General features: G+C 44.7%; 13 protein-coding genes. 6 read left to right on the top strand and 7 right to left on the bottom strand.

What is annotated here, in order from left to right; all coding sequences use genetic code 11:
• Positions 1–131 precede the first annotated feature (131 nt).
• The 4 genes from ACXHJ2_RS13630 to ACXHJ2_RS13645 all read right to left on the bottom strand — a co-directional run bounded on the left by ACXHJ2_RS13630 (position 132) and on the right by ACXHJ2_RS13645 (position 2,441).
• Complete coding sequence (locus ACXHJ2_RS13630) at positions 132–593, bottom strand: MarR family winged helix-turn-helix transcriptional regulator (RefSeq protein ID WP_013309820.1); 462 nt, start codon at positions 591–593, stop codon at positions 132–134.
• Positions 594–792: 199 nt separating this feature from the next.
• The gene (locus ACXHJ2_RS13635) at positions 793–1,242 is read right to left on the bottom strand and encodes a VanZ family protein (RefSeq protein ID WP_165080072.1); all 450 of its coding nucleotides are present in this window, start codon (positions 1,240–1,242) and stop codon (positions 793–795) included.
• Complete coding sequence (rpiA, locus tag ACXHJ2_RS13640) at positions 1,242–1,910, bottom strand: ribose-5-phosphate isomerase RpiA (RefSeq protein ID WP_165080074.1); 669 nt, start codon at positions 1,908–1,910, stop codon at positions 1,242–1,244. The genes ACXHJ2_RS13635 and rpiA overlap by 1 nt, the downstream gene beginning before the upstream one ends.
• Positions 1,911–1,970: 60 nt before the next feature.
• Complete coding sequence (locus ACXHJ2_RS13645; RefSeq protein ID WP_129549089.1) at positions 1,971–2,441, bottom strand: GNAT family N-acetyltransferase; 471 nt, start codon at positions 2,439–2,441, stop codon at positions 1,971–1,973.
• A gap of 465 nt (positions 2,442–2,906) precedes the next feature.
• Here ACXHJ2_RS13645 and ACXHJ2_RS13650 point away from each other — a divergent pair, with 465 nt between their 5' ends.
• From ACXHJ2_RS13650 to ACXHJ2_RS13660, 3 genes are all read left to right on the top strand, one after another.
• Complete coding sequence (locus ACXHJ2_RS13650) at positions 2,907–4,676, top strand: methyl-accepting chemotaxis protein (protein WP_058829450.1); 1,770 nt, start codon at positions 2,907–2,909, stop codon at positions 4,674–4,676.
• Positions 4,677–4,820: 144 nt separating this feature from the next.
• On the top strand, positions 4,821–8,516 hold the full coding sequence (locus ACXHJ2_RS13655; protein WP_165080076.1) for a non-ribosomal peptide synthetase family protein: 3,696 nt from the start codon (positions 4,821–4,823) through the stop codon (positions 8,514–8,516).
• Positions 8,517–8,634: 118 nt separating this feature from the next.
• Positions 8,635–9,633, top strand: a complete 999-nt coding sequence (locus tag ACXHJ2_RS13660; protein ID WP_165080078.1) for a polysaccharide deacetylase family protein — start codon at positions 8,635–8,637, stop codon at positions 9,631–9,633.
• Between the two features lie 88 nt (positions 9,634–9,721).
• On the opposite strand, the gene ACXHJ2_RS13665 is transcribed toward ACXHJ2_RS13660, so the two are convergent.
• Together ACXHJ2_RS13665 and ACXHJ2_RS13670 are read right to left on the bottom strand one after the other, a co-directional pair.
• Positions 9,722–10,342, bottom strand: a complete 621-nt coding sequence (locus ACXHJ2_RS13665; protein WP_064963140.1) for a TraX family protein — start codon at positions 10,340–10,342, stop codon at positions 9,722–9,724.
• 22 nt (positions 10,343–10,364) lie between these two features.
• On the bottom strand, positions 10,365–11,075 hold the full coding sequence (locus tag ACXHJ2_RS13670) for a CBS domain-containing protein (protein ID WP_165080080.1): 711 nt from the start codon (positions 11,073–11,075) through the stop codon (positions 10,365–10,367).
• Between the two features lie 184 nt (positions 11,076–11,259).
• Between ACXHJ2_RS13670 and fsa the strand changes: the two genes are divergently transcribed.
• The 3 genes from fsa (at position 11,260) to ACXHJ2_RS13685 (ending at position 13,729) form a co-directional block, all read left to right on the top strand.
• Positions 11,260–11,907 (top strand): fructose-6-phosphate aldolase, encoded by a 648-nt coding sequence (fsa, locus tag ACXHJ2_RS13675; RefSeq protein WP_013370592.1) that lies wholly within the window; start codon positions 11,260–11,262, stop codon positions 11,905–11,907.
• Between the two features lie 165 nt (positions 11,908–12,072).
• The gene (locus ACXHJ2_RS13680; RefSeq protein ID WP_165080082.1) at positions 12,073–12,528 is read left to right on the top strand and encodes a MarR family winged helix-turn-helix transcriptional regulator; all 456 of its coding nucleotides are present in this window, start codon (positions 12,073–12,075) and stop codon (positions 12,526–12,528) included.
• Position 12,529: 1 nt separating this feature from the next.
• Positions 12,530–13,729, top strand: a complete 1,200-nt coding sequence (locus tag ACXHJ2_RS13685; RefSeq protein ID WP_013370590.1) for an MFS transporter — start codon at positions 12,530–12,532, stop codon at positions 13,727–13,729.
• Between the two features lie 104 nt (positions 13,730–13,833).
• Here the strand turns inward: ACXHJ2_RS13685 and ACXHJ2_RS13690 are convergent, their stop codons facing one another.
• Positions 13,834–15,150, bottom strand: a complete 1,317-nt coding sequence (locus tag ACXHJ2_RS13690) for an MFS transporter (RefSeq protein ID WP_165080084.1) — start codon at positions 15,148–15,150, stop codon at positions 13,834–13,836.
• Positions 15,151–15,222: the final 72 nt, after the last annotated feature.

Raw genomic sequence — 15,222 nt, forward strand, 5'->3', positions numbered from 1 at the left:
GACCTCAGATCGAGACTATTAGACAATTATACCTGATTTGCGTACCTACTGCTCCAAAATTAGACAAAAAAATAAAATACCGAAAAGTCGGTATTTTATCTCAAAGCTGAATTAACCAGAATATGCAACACTTATGATCCGTTACTCTTCTGTCCCTCAGCTGTTAGTCCAAGCTTTTTTAGCAGATGAATAGCCTGCTCCTTCTCTTCCACGGATAAGCCATCCACAGTCTCCATAATAACACGATGATGCTGTGGAAATATTTGTTCAAAAAAATGACGTCCATCGTCAGTCAATTCTGCATAAATTACACGCCGATCATCTTGTGACGCACGGCGAGTAAGCAGGTTTTTTTTCTGAAGTTTATCCACCACATACGTAATATTGCCACTGGAGATCAGTACCTTTTCTCCAATTTTCTGCAAAGGCTGCGGTCCGCGATAATACAGCAGGTCAAGCACACCAAATTCAGTTGTATTTAATCCATGACTATGAATGTCCCGATTCGTGCGAGATGTGACCGAATTATAGGCACGTGCCAGAACAACGAACAAATTAAGCGCTAAGTCCTGATCATCTGGTTTTACAGACATATTAACAGCCTCCGTTACTCATATCTTTATTCAAAGATATCTTAATTGCGTACTTTTGTCAAGTTTAAGCGCTTCCCTTCCTGCTCTTACGCTCTGTTATTGTAGGAATTACCATCTATTATGCGAAAATTGCCGTTCATTATGTAAAAAAAGCCTGCCCTCGACCAGTCATTAAACACTGATATCGAGAGCAGGGCGATTATAATTCAATTCTTAATTTCTTACGTAAAAATACATAGGCAACACGTCCGCATAATACTCCAAGCACATTCAGTATGATGTCATCCACATCCATCGTACCTGCGCCCAGCAGCATTTGGTTTACTTCTAGAATGACCAATGCGGCCACCACCACTAACAGCAGCCTGCCTACCTTGCGCATAGACACCCAAATGATCGGCAAAAGAACTCCAAAGGGAATGAACACACCAATATTCCCAAGCAAATTAACACCCCATACCCGAAAAGGGGACGAATGCATTGCCCGCCAGTATCGGCCAATCGTATCCAATGGAACAATATTATATGAATACGGAGGTCCTGGCCGTAATGTACGACCAAAACCGAGAAACATCCAATATAATAGAAGCCCTGTATATAATATCAATAACACGAATGCCACATTATAAAACAGACGGTTACCAGACATTATTTATTCCGTATGTCAATTTGTCCATTAGCTCGTGCGATAATGACTTGGTCCGCCATGTTAATGAACAGTCCATTATCGACTACACCCGGAATTTGATTTAAGCGAAATTCCAGCTCCTGCGGGTTCTCGATCGTACCATAGCGACAATCGGCAATATAATTACCGTTATCCGTAAGGAAGCGCTCGCCGTCTTTCATACGCCATTCCGCTTTACAACCCGTCTGCCGCAGAGCCTCCAACGTCCATTCACTGGCAAAAGGTACCACCTCGACCGGCAAAGGGAATGCGCCCAGTACCTTCACATCCTTGGACTCATCCACAATTATGATTAATCGGTCGGTATTGCTTTCCACAATTTTCTCTCTCAGCAGAGCACCGCCTCCACCTTTCACCAATACCAGTTGCTCATTCACCTCATCTGCACCATCAATGGTAACGTCAAGCCTTCCAATTTGATCAAACGGAATGATGGGAATTCCCAGCTCCCTAGCCTGATCCTCCGAGGCTTGGGATGTAGCTACAGCCTGTATATGTAAACCTTGTGCCACACGCTCTCCGATTTTTTGAATAGCCCAATAGGCTGTCGAGCCTGTACCAAGTCCTACTTTCATGCCATCCTGAATCGCCTCAACTGCTTTTTCGGCCGCTTTTTGCTTCAAATTCATTATCATCTCTCCCGCTATATAGGCTAATGTTGATCAACATCTATTTTATATGAGAACGCTTTATAAAGACAGAGACAGCTTTTTACCATAACAAAGACTATTTTCATCGTATTCATACTCCCCAAATCGTTCAATAGGTTCGTACCCTTGCTTGGTATAGAAGGCAATTGCCTCAGGTTGAGCCGCTCCGGTCTCTAGTTTAATCCTTACAACTCCCCGCTTTCTGGCTTCCTCTTCCAGAAAAGATAATAGGCTGACCGCAATTCCTTGTCTGCGATAAGAGGAATCGACATAAAATCTTTTAAGTTCCATCTCTTCCGCATCTATAGGCCTAAGCCCTCCGCAAGCAACCGGTTTTTCATCCACATACACAACAGCGAAAAACATACTTTTAACTTTTGGATTGGAAAAATCGACCAAGTAAATTTGATCAGCAGGATACCTTTCCAGCAAGTCTTCATCCAGCCTATGAATCAAATGATGCAGATCCGCGTGATTGCTCTCAACCTTTAAAATCGTAAGCTTGGACACTTTTCTCTTCCCTCTTCTCTATGCATAGATACATGGGCTCATTTCGCAAACAATTCCCGAAAACCGCGATAAATCAAGCATTTGCAGCATCAAATATGAAAAATGTCCCAAATTCATAAGTGCATTTGACTCTATTATAAAGTATGATGGTTTCTGTTGAATAGTTGCTTATGGACTGAAATGAACTTGAATTTCAAGCGTGAGTATAAATTGGAAAATACTGAAATACACACAACGTTTACCTATTAAAAATTAATTTTTTATTGGGTTAGGTATTCATTTCAAGAGCTTTTTGTACGACATATATATAGGGATATCTTACTGGTCCAAAAAAGACTTAAGACCTATTAAAAAAAATCAAGGGTCATTATCTCTATTTATTATGTTTGTAAGGGGGACTTGATTATCTCATTCGATAAGCGGTTCAACACCATATACAAAAATACTACCAGGGAGTGGAACATTTTGAAAAAGTGGAGTAGCTTATCATTCTTCACCAAAAACTTATTATTATCCTTCTTCAATATCGTACTGATCGGGCTAGTCCTTATTGTATCTAGCTATTTGATCCAACGTACGATTTTGATTGACCAGTTGCATGGGCAAGTGGAAAAAATCACATTGAAGTGGGCACAAGGCATTAATTCCGATGAAGTATCCCAAGCAGTTCAAGAAAAAAATTATGATGGACCCATTCAAACCAAGCTCCGTACCTATCTTGATAACATCATGGCGACGAACCCGAATATCTCTCACGCCTATATTTTCGGAACAGAGCTGGAAAATGGTAATCAGACATCCATTATTGCCATGCCAAAAGATCTGAGAGAATCATTTGAAAAAGAAAAGATGGGTGTCGGCGCTATGTACGAGCAACCCAATGTTGTGGCTGTAGGGGTAACTAGCATGCTGGACTCCGGCAAACCTACATTCACCAGTTTCTACGATGACTCTTTTGGTACTTGGACGACTTTGATGACGCCGATTAAAGATCCTAGTGGCAAAATCTTTGCTTATTTTGCGGTCGATGCTGATGCTGGGGCTGTACCGGCTGGATTGACTAAGCTGCTCATTAGCGGCGCTACCATTTTGGTGATATTCCTACTGATCTGCCTGGCGCTTCAATATTGGGTAGTAAAACGCACACTGTCTCCGATTAAGCAACTGATGTACGGTATCAGTGAAGTAAGCAGAGGAAACCTGGATGTTCAAATTCATACTGGCCAGGATGATTTGGGACTTGTGAATCAGAACTTTAACGATATGGTAAGCCATATTAACAGCATAATGACCAAAGTGAAGCAGACTACTGATGAAGTCAATGAATCTGCGAAAGAATTACTCGCAATCTGCGAGCAAAACGGAATCAATTCCAACATCATCAACCAAAATATCAATGAAATTACGGATAATATCCGTTCACAGGAAAAAGCGACAGGCGATAGTGCACGAGCTATGGCTGAAATGGCATCAGTTATCCAAAATATTGCTACTAGTTCTTCCAATGTGGCCGAAGAAGCCAATTCGGTAGAGAAGCGTTCCAATGAAGGTAACGAGATTGTAGATAAGGTATCATCCCAAATGCATTTGATTACCGATTCAGTAACGAATACTTCCCGTATCATCAAGTTGCTGGACAGCCGTTCACAGGAAATTGGCAATATCATTAGCACCATTTCAGGTATTTCTAGCCAAACGAACCTGCTCGCCCTGAACGCTTCTATAGAAGCTGCGCGTGTCGGTGAAGAAGGTAAAGGCTTTGCCGTTGTGGCCAATGAAGTACGCAAGCTGGCAGAACAATCTGCGGAGGCAACTAAACAAATTACTTCTTTGATTGAAGAAATTCAAAGTGAAATCGGACAAGCTGTGAATTCGATGGAGCAAGGGAACGTTGAAGTTCAAAACGGTATTGTCGTTGCTGGACAAGCAGGCGAATTGTTCAATGATATTCTTCAAGCAACTAAAAATCTAGCATGGCAAATCCAAGAAGTATCCAGTGCTACGGAGCAAATATCTGCGGGGACACAGGAAATGACCGCGACAGCAGACGATCTTTCCTCCACCGTAACCAAAACAGCCAATAACAGTGTTCACATTATGCAAACGGTAGAGGAACAAAAAGCTTCTTTGGATTCTATCATCGAGTCATCCCATAAGCTGACTTCCATGTCTGAAGAGCTTCAAGAAATTACATCTTATTTCAAAATTGCAGACACAAACCGTACCAAATCATAATATCCATTTATCGATTTCAATGTATATTTCATAAGTAAGTCGTTCGGTAATGCCTCCCTCCTGTTCATCCATTTGAAGGGATCGGAGGCATTTACTAAATTTACAACTTATATTGAAACACCAAACATTCAGGAGGTTAGCGTAATGGCTTCATTACTACAAAACAGCACACAGACAGCTCCATCCCCATTCCTAGTTCCCTTGGATTTTGCACGTATACAGCGCAAGTATACATCCTCTACTTATCAAGTAGAGTTAGGAACATCCATCTCGGACCAACTGAATCAACAAAAAGTTGCGGAAGACAAACAGGCGGTGCTCTTATCAGCGTATACTGCATGGTTATATCGTCTATCCGCAGAGGAAGAAGTTTCTTTCTCTACTTTTATGCCTCAATCCGGTCTGCTTACAGCATCGTTGACAGTTGAAAAGGAAACGACTTTTCATGAACTGGCAAGCTTATTTCAGGAGATGCTCCGTGAGCCTCATGCCTTCCTGGCAGAACCGCAAGCCGATACTTCATTTTCAACAACACTACCTACAGACAGCGGTGTAGAATCCCGTATTATGGACTGGGCTGTCAGTGAGAGCAATGGCACTTATCAAATACAGATTCGATATGATCAATCACTCTTGCTGGAAACAACGGTGGTCCGCTACGCTGAATACTTTGTAACCCTTCTGCATGGTGCACTCAACAACAGCCATGCACTTGTGAATTCGATTGACATATTATCGGACGCAGATCGAGCTGCTCACGAAGCTTTAAATAATACAGTCGTAAAATATCCTGAGCATCAGACGATTCACGGAATGTTTGAAGAAGCGGCTTCCCAATACCCTGATCGTCCAGCTATTGCTTCCCATACAGGTGAGTATACGTACCGTGAATTGAACGAGCGTGCTAACCAAGTTGCACGTGTTTTGTTATCCAAAGGTCTCACCAAAGGTGAATTCGTGACCATCTTCATGGAACGAAGCTTGGAGACCGTTATTTCCCTGCTCGGCATACTAAAAGCCGGAGGGGTCTACGTTCCTGTTGATCCCGCTCACCCCGCTGACCGGAGTAGCTACATTGTCGAGGACACGCGTTCTCCATTTGTTTTAACAACTTCCGCACTCACCCAACAAGCGGCTGAACTATGCGGGTCAATTGAAACCGTAAAAGAAATATTAGCTATTGACGGACCACTGGCAGGTTATGCAGCCAGCAATCCAAACGTTGATGTAAGTCCAGATGATCTAGCTTATGTCATCTATACCTCCGGTTCTACAGGCAAACCAAAAGGTGCCCTGATCGCTCACCGCGGTGTCGTTAACCTAGGAGCTGTCGTACAACGCGATTGTGACATTACGCCTCAGGATGTATTGACCCAATTCGCCACCTATAGCTTCGATGCTTCTGTGTGGGATACGATTGGAGCCTTGTTTTACGGTGCAAAATTGTACTTGCTGTCTTCCGAAGAGCGCGTATCTGTTGAAGAATTCGCTGAAGCCATCGAACGTACGGGCACAACGATTATTACTATTTTGCCAACCGTATTCTTTAATCAGCTATCTACGTACCTGTCAGACGAAGGTTATCGTAAACTCGCAAATGTTCGAATTGTTACTGTAGCAGGCGAAGCGCTGTATGGCTCACAAGTTCGGGCGTTCCAAAGCAAATTCGGTACAGATACCGACATCGTAAACGTATACGGACCTACCGAATGCACCGTAGCGACGACGACCCATCGAGTCCGTGGTGCCGTACCTGAGCATGTTGTTAATATCCCGATCGGTAAGCCGATTTACAATTACAAAGTGTACATCGTTAACGACGATAACAAGCTCTGCCCTGTCAATATTCCGGGCGAAGTATGCATTGCTACGCCTGCGTTGGCCCATGGCTATCTCCACCAGCCGGAGCGTACAGCCCAATCGTTCGTGGACAATCCATTTGTCCCGGGTGAGAAAATGTACCGTTCGGGGGATATCGCCAAGCTACTGCCAGACGGTACGATTGAATACGTAAGCCGGAAGGATTCGCAGCTCAAAATTCGGGGGAACCGGATTGAAATAGGAGAAATTGAAGACCATTTCTCCAAACATCCAGGTGTTCAGGACGTAGCTGTCGTTGCCGTCAAGGATCACACAGATCAGAATATGTTAGTTGGCTATTTCACCACTTCGGACGGACAGACCATTCCACAGGACGTTATTCAGTCTTATATTGGAGGCAAGCTGCCTTCCTATTTTGTACCGACCCATGTTGTTCATCTGGAAGCCATGCCTATTTCACCAACTGGCAAGATCGATCGTAAAAAGTTGGCCCTGCGGCCACTTCCTGAAGTGTCTGATGTTACGTCCAGCGGGGAACCTCTCCGCGAAGGAACTGAAACACTGATTGCCGAAGCTTGGACACAAGTGCTTGGTAAAAATAACATTGGCGCGACCGACGATTTCTTCCTGATCGGAGGCGATTCGCTTCGTGTCATTCATGTGCTGGCTATTCTGAAGCCGCGTTATGGCGCGCTGCGTATTGGAGACTTCTTCCGCTACAAAACTGTTCGTGAGCTTGCTGAATATGTAGAGCAATTAGGTACAGAACAAGCGCCTCAGCGCAAGTCACTCGCGATTTCTCAGGAAAAAACAGATTTGAATGAACATCCTATTGAGTTGCCTGGCACTTCAGATTTAGCTGAAATCCGCGACTTGCGCGTGATTTTGTTGACCGGAGCCACGGGATATCTGGGTTCACACATTCTGTATGACCTGCTCCACCGGACAGAAGCCAAAGTATACGCAATGGTACGCCCTTCTCAGGACGGTCCATCTGGCTTTGAGCGTATTCAATCCGTATTGACAGGATATTTTGGTCAAGATATCTCCAGCTTGATGGAAGGACGGGTGAAGGCTGTCTATGGGGATCTAGAGCAAGCTGATCTTGGTCTCTCTTCTGTCGACCGCCATATGCTAGAGCACCACATCGACGGTATCATTCACAGCGCCGCTGACGTTCGCCATTTTGGTGATTCGGCAACCTTCGATCGCACGAATGTGACCGGAACATTGGAACTGCTAAAAATCGCTCAAGCTAAACCAGGAGTCTCCTTCCATCACGTTTCCACTATGGGAATACCAGAGGATCTTGCAAACGAAGGAAAATGGGAATCGACATTAGAACTCTCTGCCTTCCCAGATGAACTGCACGTGGACAACCTGTACACGAACAGTAAACTTGCGGCAGAGAAGCTATTATTCCAAGCAGCTCAAGCAGGTACGCCTGTCTCGATCTACCGTGCCGGTAATTTGACCGCCCATTCGGCCAACGGACGCTTCCAGCGTAATATCGACAGCAATGCTTATTATCGTATGATGAAAGCGATGCTGCTGCTGGGCAAAGCTCCACAAGCCGATTGGCATACAGACTTTACACCGATTGATTACGCCAGCCGTGCTATTGTAGAACTGTCCGTCAAGCAAAAAAGTGCGAACCGCATTTTCCACATCTGTAATCCGAACCCACTGCCATATGATGAACTGATCGCTATGGTAAACCAGCTCGGTTACGCAGTAGAAACCCTGCCTTTTGACGATTACAGCGCTTGGCTGCTGAATCCGTCTTCTGGCATTCAGGAAGATGCACTTCACCTTGCTATGGGGCAACTCGAAGGTGATGGCGCCAAGGATTCGGCCTACCGTTACGGATGCTCTGTAACCACAGCTCTGCTAGAACAAGCTGGCGTCCAGTGTCCGGTAACCGACCTGGAGTTTATTCGCAATATGATCGAGCATGCTGTCGAGATCGGTTACTTCCCGGCCTCATCTTCGGTATCTGCACAAGCAACACAGAGGTAACAAAGTTGTGATATTTCCCCCGCGTGTTTTCGGTATGATAGACTAGATTTTGCTAGTTTCATATTTAGTATAAACCTCTATACTTTCAGAATTTTTTGCATGCGGGGGATGTCATTCAATGAAACACACTTTTTTAAAAAGAACATTGCTAATCATAAGCTTGGTAGCTATTCTAGGGATTTTGGTGTATGAAGCACGTAGCATTTATCACACACCTGTACTAAAAGGAACTCATCGTACACGCACTGCTAATGCAGATCGACTGGTACGCCATTTATTTTCACTGACGCCTACACCAGATAGGGTATATTACCAAAACAAAGTCATTGTCCTGATGTATCATGAAGTGACCAAGACTCCACCTGATCCCGGCGCTCTCAAGCTTAGTAATTTAACGAAACAGTTGGACGAAATGAAAGCAAATGGCTTTCATTGGATCACCATGAAAGAGTATACAGATTTTATTTTACATAAAGGCAAAGTTCCCGATAATGCGGTCCTTATGACATTTGACGACGGATATGAATCCTTTTATACGGACACTTTTCCCGTGTTGAAGAAGTATCATGTTCCGGCTACCAATTTTCTCATTACATCCACAATCAGCAATCCTAAACATATCGGTATACCCAAGCTGACATGGGATCAAATTCATCAGATGCATGCAGAGGGCATTGATTTTTACAGTCATACCAATGACGAGCATTCGTACGGATACTCCAACACCACGCGCACCAAACAAAAACCGCTTCTGATGGGTCCGGTGTATTCGAAAAAGCTGGGGCGAATGGAAACTGAGGATGAGTTCAAACAGCGGATTTATAGCGATTTGGACATGGCTAACAAAAAGCTATTCAAACATCTGCACAATGATCAAAATGTACTGGCCTTTCCTTATGGGGGCTATACCAAGGAGACGTTGGAAATTTGCCGTTCCTTGGGAATTGACGTTACGTTCACGGTGAAACGAGGAATTAACTCACCAGGGCAAACGAACGGCTATCGCGTCAATGCAGGTGGAATACACAATATTCCGGAAGTATTGGTGCAATATATGAAAGAAGGGGCTCCCCTTCGCCCACTTCCTTTTGCCCAAGGTCCGAATGAGGCATCCTGAACACCATAGTTTATTTAAGAATAAAAAGAACCTTTACAATCATTTTATGTCAGGATTGTAAAGGTTCTTTTGTTGTATGATTTCGAGTTTAGGGCCAGATGCGAATTAGCGCAATCACAGCTAGATGTGCCGGATAAAAGCTGCGCCACAACCAACGCGGTACCCGACGATAAAATCCGCTCTCCTCAGTGGCAAAACATACAATCAGAATGCTGGACAGCAGACTAAAGTGCTGAATATTCGCATGGTGTACCATATCATACACAACATTCAAAACAAAATGGGCAGCAATCATCATATATGAACGGGTGTATCGATAAATGAGAACAAGCAGCAGACCATAAGCTCCGTAATCCATCTGGCTGAGCTCCATAAATAGCGCTGTGAGGACGTACAGACCCGTTACAGCCACCCAATGCTTCATGCGAGATGCAGCAGCCAGCGCGAGCAACGACGTCAGTAGCGTCCAGATCACATTGGGTCTATGTACATCAAAGGCCAGCATATAGGGCACCTGGGAGATCAAGGCTAGTCCGAGCAGGCGAAGCATGTAGCTCCGCATATTTCGAGTACGGGTATAGCCCATATAGAGGGCGTACGCATAGATTGGAAAAGCAAGCCTGCCGGCAATTCTCCAAGCCGGATCTGTCGGAAAAAACACAAGTCCGACATGGTCAATCAGCATCGTCAGCATGGCCAACCAGTACATATAAGGCCCCCTTATTCATATTTTACGTCTTTTCTTCCGTCAAATTCAAAATGGCGTTCATAATATCCGTTTTCGTAACCCGCCCTACCAACCCCTGAATTGGAGCCGAGGAGGTACATGGCTCGTCCAAAACAGGAAGACAATTAATCTGATGCCGAATCAATCTCGATATTGCTTCCAGTAAAGAATCTCCTGGAGCAAGCGTCGTCATTTGGGCCCGGCGAGTCATAGCCATGGTCACCGGGACAGTGTGAAGATCAGTATGTCCCAGCATGACCTTCAGCAAATCCTTGCGGGTAACAATACCAATGAGCTCCTGCTCCTCCCCCGTGACCATCAGCGTGCCTGTATTTTGCTGAAATAGCATTAACACCGCATCATAGGCGGTAGCATCACCTGATATCAAAATCGGGTCACTCAGTATATCTGCCACAGTCAGCTTTTTGAGCATACTGCCGATATGGCTATCATAGTTTGGATAACGCCCTGGCAAGTAACCCACCTTTGGTTTGGCATCTACAAGCCCGAGCATAACGAGCAAAGCAAGGTCAGAACGCAAAGTCGGCCGCGATAGTCCCAGCTCTTCAGCAATTTTATCCCCTGTAACAGGCGCCAGACGCTGGACAATATCTACAATTTCCCGCTGTCTTTCTGACAGTTGAATAATGATTACCTCCTTATGGAATGGGGTAGTATACATTATAAATGAGCTTAGGTCGGTCAATTTCAGCATGTTTCGACAATTCATCAAATTTTAATCAAAGACCGCTTGTTTTCAAATTTAAAATGTGTCACAATTAAAAATGTAATACATACTAATTATAAGTTTAACGTGTGCAATATGCTACATTTTAATAAGCTAATGTACACCATAAGATATGTATTATGTACTATATAAACCTGAGGAGGATAATCAAATGAAATTTTTCTTGGATACTGGTAACATTGAAGAAATCAAACGTATTGAACGTTTGGGTCTGGTTGATGGTGTAACAACGAACCCTTCCCTGATCGCTAAGGAAGGTCGAGTGTTCAAGGAAGTCATTCAGGAGATTTGCAGTATCGTTGAAGGTCCCGTAAGTGCTGAGGTAATTGGCCTGAAGGCTGAAGATATGCTCGCAGAAGCTTATGACATCGCAAAGTGGGCACCTAACGTGGTGATCAAGCTTCCTATGACCGAAGACGGTTTGTACGCTTGTAACGAGCTGACCAAGAACGGAATCAAAACGAATGTAACATTGATTTTCTCCGCAGCTCAAGGTTTGATGGCAGCCAAAGCTGGTGCTACTTTTATCAGCCCGTTTGTGGGACGTCTGGATGATATCGCCGTTGACGGTATGAAGCTGATTCGTGATCTGAGACAAATTTTGGACATTCATGGTTTGAAATCCGAAATCATCGCGGCTTCCATCCGCAACATTAAGCATGTAGAAGATGCTGCTCTGTCTGGGGCACATATCGCCACCATTCCGGGTTCCCTGCTTCCTTCCCTGTGGAAACACCCACTGACAGACAGCGGTATCGAACGTTTCCTTAAGGATTGGGAAACCGTACCTAAAGCTTAATTCGCCAGTCATGGCAAACTATATTGTACTAATACCCCAACAGCCCGTTTTTACGGGCTGTTTTTTGCACTTCTTTTGACAAAACAACTTGTTGTCCATATAATTGTTATAACAACTAATTAATTTCAAAGTATCCCTGTACGGAAAAATAGAAAGGAGTGCCCTATGAACAATTTGCCTCCCGATTGTTCTATTGGGATGTTGCTTGGGATTACTCATCGCAAAATGAGTCAACAGCTCTTGCATCGTCTTAAACCTTATGATATCTCCCCAGAGCAATGGTCGGTTCTATACCAAATCTATCAGGCCGAGGGTTTAAATCAGAAAGAAATTGCAGCTAAGGCCGTAAAGGATCAGCCCACTACGACCCGTATTATTGATTTGTTGGACAAGAAGGGCTGGGTACGACGTGTGAATAGCCCGCAGGACCGCCGGGCCTATTTGCTTCATTTGACTGAAGCTGGTCGACAGCTTGTGGAGGAGACCCTCCCCGTCGAACGGGATGCCAACCACGATTTTGTAAAAGGAATTTCCTCTGCAGATCTGAAGCAATTCCGCCAAACGCTTTTACAAATTCATACCAACATGACTGAATCAGAAAAACAAGGAGAGAACGATTAATATGCAACAAGGCAAGCAACCTCTTTGGACCAAGGAATTTATCGTTCTTACGGTTTCCAATTTATTTTTGTTTCTGGAACTACAGATGATTGTATCTTCCATTCCTTCCTATGTGAAAAATGCATTCCATGCTACCTCCGTGCAGGTCAGTCTTGTTACGACTTTGTTCGCATTAAGTGCAATTGTCGCAAGGCTTTTTTCTGCCCGTATGCTGGAAAAAGGACATCGCAGCGCCCTGATCTTCGTTGGACTGCTGTTTGCATTAGCAGGAACGCTGGGATATAGTGTTTCACCGACAATTGCGGTGCTCCTACTCATGCGTATGCTGTTTGGGATTGGCTTTGGTATGAGCAGCACTGCCTTTCCAACAATGGTCACTGACGTCATCCCTCCCAAACGTCTTGGTGAAGGAATGGGATTTTTTAGTCTGTCCACAAGTTTAGCGATGTCTATTGGGCCAACTATCGGTATTTCGATGCTGCAATACGGCAGTTTTAACCTGCTTGCCTATTCGACATCCGCTGTCATTGTTGTCATTTTCCCTCTAGCTTACTGGCTCATTCGCACACTGCCTAAGGGGCACGTCGAACCACCTATGGTTCCTTTGGAAGAAGGGCGCAAACCAGCATTTAACCGTAAATTGTGGATCCCCGCCTTATTGAACATGTTGATGTCTATCACATATGGCGGGTTGCTCGGTTTTATGGCGCTTTATGGAGATGAAGCTAATCTTGCGCACCCGGCTTACTTTTTCCTGTTTAATGCGGTATCTGTACTGATCGTTCGCCCCTTCTCGGGTCGTATATATGATAAAAAAGGGGCAAAGGCGCTGCTCATCCCCGGTTCCCTGTTTCTCATTGGCGGTCTGATCCTGCTTTCCTACGCACACAGTGACGCCTTTATGTATCTGTCTGCTCTTTGCTACGGTATCGGGTTTGGTGTTATGCAGCCAACGTTGCAAACCTGGATGATTCAGGTTGTGTCACCTAAACAGAGAGGCATGGCAAACGGTATGTTTCTCAATTCCCTGGATTTCGGGGTCGCAGCCGGAGCGCTTATACTTGGCGTTATCGCCAAAGCCAGTGATTATGCATGGATGTATCGTCTTTCGTCGCTGTTTGTTGTGTTGTTCTTGCTGATTTATGTCATTCAGATCATCGCAAGCCGCAAGCCTAAAAGAAATGTCCCTCTAGAGGGATAAGACTATTCTTTAGAATGAGTATCCATCTATACTCGCTCAAATATCAAAAGCACCCGTTACCATGGCTTTATTCCATGGAAAACGGGTGCTTTTTCATTTGCAATTTATTTATATTTCGCAGGGGGGTTGTGTCTAAGCTTAGAAGAAAGAGGCTTTTCTCGAGAAATGTATGTCATTCCCTCACTCTTATTGTTGCGATCACTGGATTTGTCCCCTGCTGGTTCATCCTGTTCTGGCTTGACCGCAAATAACATCAGCAGAGCCGCAATTCCCCCCACTGCGGCCATGACGCCAAAAAGTAGACCATGCCCACTACGGCCTATCAGCAAAGATACAACCGGAGGACCTAAAGATACTCCGACAAAGCGCATACTGCTGTACAACGAAGTGATAGTTCCGCGCTCCTCTTTTTCAATTCCCTTGGTAATCAGTGCATCCAAACAAGGGAGTGCGAGCCCAATACCACCGCCCCCTAGCGTAAACAGGCCAATCACCGCATAAATATGTTGAAAAAATCCGAGAATGGCAAAGCTAATCGTCAATATGGCCAAACCTCCGAAACCGATCCATTTCATACGTTTTTTGTGCTTGCCAATAACCTTGCCACCTAAATAAGAGCACAGACAGAGGGAAATAAGCGGGATAGCCAGCACAAAGCCCTTCCAGACACCATGGAGGTTGTAGCGACTTTCCAGTATGTCGGATAAGTAGAACAAGACGCCAAAAATGACAAACATGCAAATACCGCCCATAGCAAAAATAGCATAGAGCCAGCGTCCCTTTTCGGCAAGCACCTGCTTCACATTCCCCACAAATTCTCGAAACATAATCGGTTGGTTTTTACGCTTGGGCACATGGATCAGCCAAATGACCAAAATAAGCGAAATCAGACAGAGACCCGGAATCACTGCCAATGGCAAAAACCATAGCACAGCGCCCAACGCAGCACCGAGAATCGGACTTAATACTTTACCGAATGTGTTGTAGGTCTCGACTACCCCCAGGTTCTTGCTGGCTTCATCCTCGTTCTCGTACAGATCGCCCACAAGCGGAATAACTATAGGAAAAGCACCTGCCGCTCCTGCGCCCTGAAGTAGTCGACCTGCAATAATGGTCCAGTATGCTGCCAGGTCATGAAGCAACCATGCTCCCACCGCAGAAATTCCCCCTCCAATCACAGTCAGAATCAGACAGGGAACAATCACTGCTTTACGGCCAAATCGGTCGGATAGATAGCCCGCAATCGGTATCAGTAAAATGGCCACCACCGCATACACTGTAATCAACATGCTAATCCGAAAGGAGCTTACATGTAGCTTACGTCCGATTTCCGGTAAAACCGGAATCAGCATGGAATTACCCAGCGTCATCATCAGCGGGATGGAACCTAATGCAACCAGATTCCCTTTATTTTGTTGCATCCCGTTACCACCTTTGCAAAAGTAATAACACACAGCTGTCCAGATTCGTTCAACAGATGTTATTGTGTTTAC

This window comes from Paenibacillus sp. ALE3 (assembly GCF_054113405.1).